4 protein-coding genes and 1 pseudogene are annotated in these 3,721 nt (G+C 41.4%); 4 read left to right on the top strand and 1 reads right to left on the bottom strand.

Annotated features, from left to right (window positions below; all coding sequences use genetic code 11):
- The first annotated feature begins 281 nt into the window (after positions 1 to 281).
- Entirely contained in the window at positions 282 to 821 is a 540-nt protein-coding gene (gene hpt, locus BM135_RS16205) for a hypoxanthine phosphoribosyltransferase (protein ID WP_175486198.1), read from the top strand.
- Positions 822 to 899: 78 nt separating this feature from the next.
- On the opposite strand, the gene can is transcribed toward hpt, so the two are convergent.
- Entirely contained in the window at positions 900 to 1,553 is a 654-nt protein-coding gene (gene can, locus BM135_RS16200; RefSeq protein WP_092521539.1) for a carbonate dehydratase, read from the bottom strand.
- A gap of 181 nt (positions 1,554 to 1,734) precedes the next feature.
- Between can and BM135_RS16195 the strand changes: the two genes are divergently transcribed.
- The 3 genes and pseudogenes from BM135_RS16195 to BM135_RS16185 all read left to right on the top strand — a co-directional run.
- On the top strand, positions 1,735 to 2,658 hold the full coding sequence (locus BM135_RS16195) for an ABC transporter ATP-binding protein (protein WP_092521537.1): 924 nt from the start codon (positions 1,735 to 1,737) through the stop codon (positions 2,656 to 2,658).
- Entirely contained in the window at positions 2,658 to 3,428 is a 771-nt protein-coding gene (locus tag BM135_RS16190; protein WP_092521535.1) for an ABC transporter permease, read from the top strand. Before BM135_RS16195 ends, BM135_RS16190 begins: the two co-directional genes overlap by 1 nt.
- Positions 3,429 to 3,486: 58 nt before the next feature.
- A pseudogene (locus BM135_RS16185) lies at positions 3,487 to 3,645 on the top strand (IS1 family transposase); the annotation flags it as partial.
- Positions 3,646 to 3,721: the final 76 nt, after the last annotated feature.

Genomic DNA, 3,721 nt, shown 5'->3' with positions numbered 1-3,721 from the left:
GATTGTAAATCACAAACGATCATCAATGTTCCTACCTTTATGTACTGAAGGCACATCACTGAACTAACTGTTCAATTTAGACCCGTTTGCCCTAGGGAGTCAGCCCCTTCTTTTACTGTAAATAATGAGTTCTGTTATACTCTGCAAAATATTTTGTTCTCATGTTTTCTTATGTGTGTGTATTTGTGCGGCGAACGGTGTATCCAATCGGTGTATCAATTTTTAAGATTTATCACATGATTTAACATGAATTTGTTGTTAAAAAACAAATGGTTATATTAATGAAGAAACATATTGTAGAAGTGATGATCTCCGAACAGGAGATTAAGCAACGTATTGCTGAGCTGGGGCAACAGATTACAGAACATTATCGTAATAGCGATCGTGAATTGGTGTTGGTTGGCCTGTTAAAAGGATCATTTATCTTTATGGCAGATCTATGTCGCGAAGTTCAGGTTCCTCATGAAGTGGATTTTATGACGGCATCCAGCTATGGCAATGAGATGAGTTCTACCCGCGATGTGAAAATTCTCAAGGATCTGGATGAAGACATTCGTGGTAAAGATGTGTTGATCGTTGAAGATATCATCGACTCAGGCAATACACTGAATAAAATCCGCGAGATTCTGGGGCTGCGTGAACCTAATTCACTGGCGATTTGTACTTTGCTGAACAAACCATCTCGTCGTGAAGTCGATGTTCCGGTTGAGTGGATTGGTTATTCAATTGAAGATAAATTTGTCGTCGGTTACGGCATTGATTATGCACAACATTATCGTCATTTGCCTTATATCGGACATGTCACCCTGCTGGAAGATTAGTTTTAATTCCTACAGTGTGAACAAATGGCAGCGAAAGGCTGTCATTTGTTTTTATAATCAATGCGTTATGTTTTAACGTCATTTTGTTTGAGATAACTTGGAAATAGCCTGACGATAATTGAGTTCCAATTTTTCACGACTGTCAGCGGTGATATCCAGATCATGCAACTCGCCATCCTTCAAACCATAAACCCAACCGTGGACCATCACTTTCTGTCCGCGTTTCCATGCAGATTGCATAATGGTTGAGTGACCGAGGTTATAAACCTGCTCAATGACATTCAGTTCACACAAGCGATTCAGTCTATCGCTAGGAGGTAACTCACCAAGCATGGAACTGTGCTTGTACCATAAATCACGGATGTGGAGTAGCCAGTTATTGATTAAACCCAATTCAGTACCATCCACGGCGGATTCAATACCACCACAACCGTAGTGACCACAAATAATGATGTGTTCAACCTGCAAGACATCAACAGCATATTGTACGACCGATAAACAGTTTAAATCGGTATGAATAACAAGATTAGCGACATTTCGATGAACAAAAAGATCGCCGGGTGCGGCATCAATCAACTTTTCAGCAGGTACGCGGCTATCAGAACAGCCTATCCACAGAAAATGAGGTTTTTGCGCTTTTGATAATTCCTTGAAAAAAAGCGGATTCTCTTCATTTACGGACTTTGACCACTGTTTGTTCCTGGAAAACAGCTCTTCAATTTTTCTCATCATAACGAATAGCCTGGCAACATTTTTGAGATAGAATCATATACAACATTAATTGAGAATTTAATATTTAATTGAAGAATGTTTTTTATTTGGCCCCAGTCATTGCTAAGAAATAGGGGAAAAATAATGGCATAATTCCTATCTTGCACTCAGAACTAGCGAATAATAAAGGTATTTTTTACTTATGGCTTACGCATTGGAATTGACGCAGCTCACGAAAGTCTATGAGGGTGGAGTGAAAGCGCTGCGGGGGATTGATTTACATGTAGAAGCAGGTGATTTCTACGCGCTTTTAGGGCCAAATGGGGCAGGGAAATCCACAACGATAGGTATTATCAGCTCCTTGGTCAATAAAAGTAGTGGTAAGGTCAAGGTCTTTGGCTACGATATTGATACGGATCTCGTCAATGCTAAACGGCAGCTTGGTCTTGTTCCACAGGAATTTAATTTCAATCAATTTGAGACGGTGATTCAGATTGTATTGAACCAGGCGGGATATTATGGCGTTCCGCGCAATGTAGCGCAGGAAAGAGCTGAAATCTATCTTACTCAATTGGATTTATGGGAAAAGCGCAACGAACGAGCAATTCGTTTGTCGGGTGGTATGAAACGGCGTTTAATGATTGCCCGCGCTTTAATGCATCAGCCAAAATTGTTGATTCTCGATGAACCTACAGCGGGAGTGGACATCGAACTACGCCGAGCTATGTGGGAATTTTTGAGAGAATTGAATACGCAGGGAACTACGATCATTCTGACGACCCATTATCTTGAAGAAGCTGAAATGTTGTGCCGTAACATTGGCATTATTCAACACGGTCAGTTGGTAGAAAACACGACGATGAAAGATCTGCTCAGCCAGCTTGAAAGTGAAACATTCTTGTTCGATTTAACACCGAAAGGAACGGTGCCTATCGTTGAAGGTTACGGCTATCGGCTGGTCGACACAGCAACGTTGGAAGTAGATGTAAAACGTGGGCAGGGTTTGAATGATATTTTCTCCCAGCTGAGTACGCAGGGTATACAAATCAGCAGCATGCGTAACAAAGCGAACCGTCTGGAAGAGCTGTTTGTCGGATTAACTAATAGTAATCAAGGGGATAGATAATGTTCCAACTGTATTGGGTGGCTCTGAAAACCATTTGGATTAAAGAGATTACCCGTTTTGGTCGTATTTGGGTACAGACATTACTACCACCTGTAATCACTATGTCCCTTTATTTCGTTATATTCGGTAATCTGGTGGGTTCCCGCATTGGTGAAATGGGGGGATTTGGCTATATGCAGTTTATTGTGCCTGGGCTGATAATGATGTCAGTAATCACCAACTCTTACTCTAACGTTTCTTCGTCTTTCTTTGGCGCTAAGTTCCAGCGCAGTATTGAAGAAGTGCTGGTTGCTCCGGTTCCAACCCATATTATCATTGCTGGGTTTGTTGGAGGAGGAGTGGCTCGTGGGGTGTGCGTTGGTATTCTGGTGACATTAGTTTCCTTATTATTCGTACCGTTACAGATACATTCATGGGGAATGGTGGTAATCACTTTGCTGGCAACAGCGATTCTATTTTCGTTGGCGGGGCTGTTGAATGCTATTTTTGCGAAAACATTCGATGATATTAGCATTATCCCAACATTTGTTCTGACTCCATTGACTTATCTGGGAGGTGTATTTTACTCCCTTACCTTGTTGCCGACTTTTTGGCAGGCAGTATCAAAACTTAACCCAATCGTCTATATGGTCAGTGGCTTCCGCCATGGTTTTCTCGGTATTACGGATGTTTCTTTGGCGATGTCATTAGGTATGTTGAGCCTATTTATTATTGTGTTTTATTTCCTGGCTTGGTATCTAATTGAATCAGGGCGAGGATTAAGAACGTAATAACCAAAATCTGATACTCCGCCGTTGATTACGGCGGAGTAGGAAATAAATAGTTCATTACACCCAACGTATAGAAAGAACCAATTTGATATTCCGTACCCGTTTAAAAAGACTGAATCGAAAGACGATTGGCTATTTCAAATCAGAAGAGATACACGACAAGGTGATAGGGAGTTTCATCGAACGTAAATACTATTCTTTATCCAGTGCGCCGTAAAACCCCGGCCTTCAGAGGGTGTCGCAAAAGCTCATGTTATCCATTAAGATCGGCGCTCTTCCTTTAGGCGCCTGTC

Origin of the sequence: Xenorhabdus japonica (assembly GCF_900115195.1) — a bacterium.
GTDB classification, from domain to species: domain Bacteria; phylum Pseudomonadota; class Gammaproteobacteria; order Enterobacterales; family Enterobacteriaceae; genus Xenorhabdus; species Xenorhabdus japonica.
The sequence above is the reverse complement of the archived record's forward strand: the minus strand, read 5'-3'. Positions and strand labels throughout refer to the sequence as shown.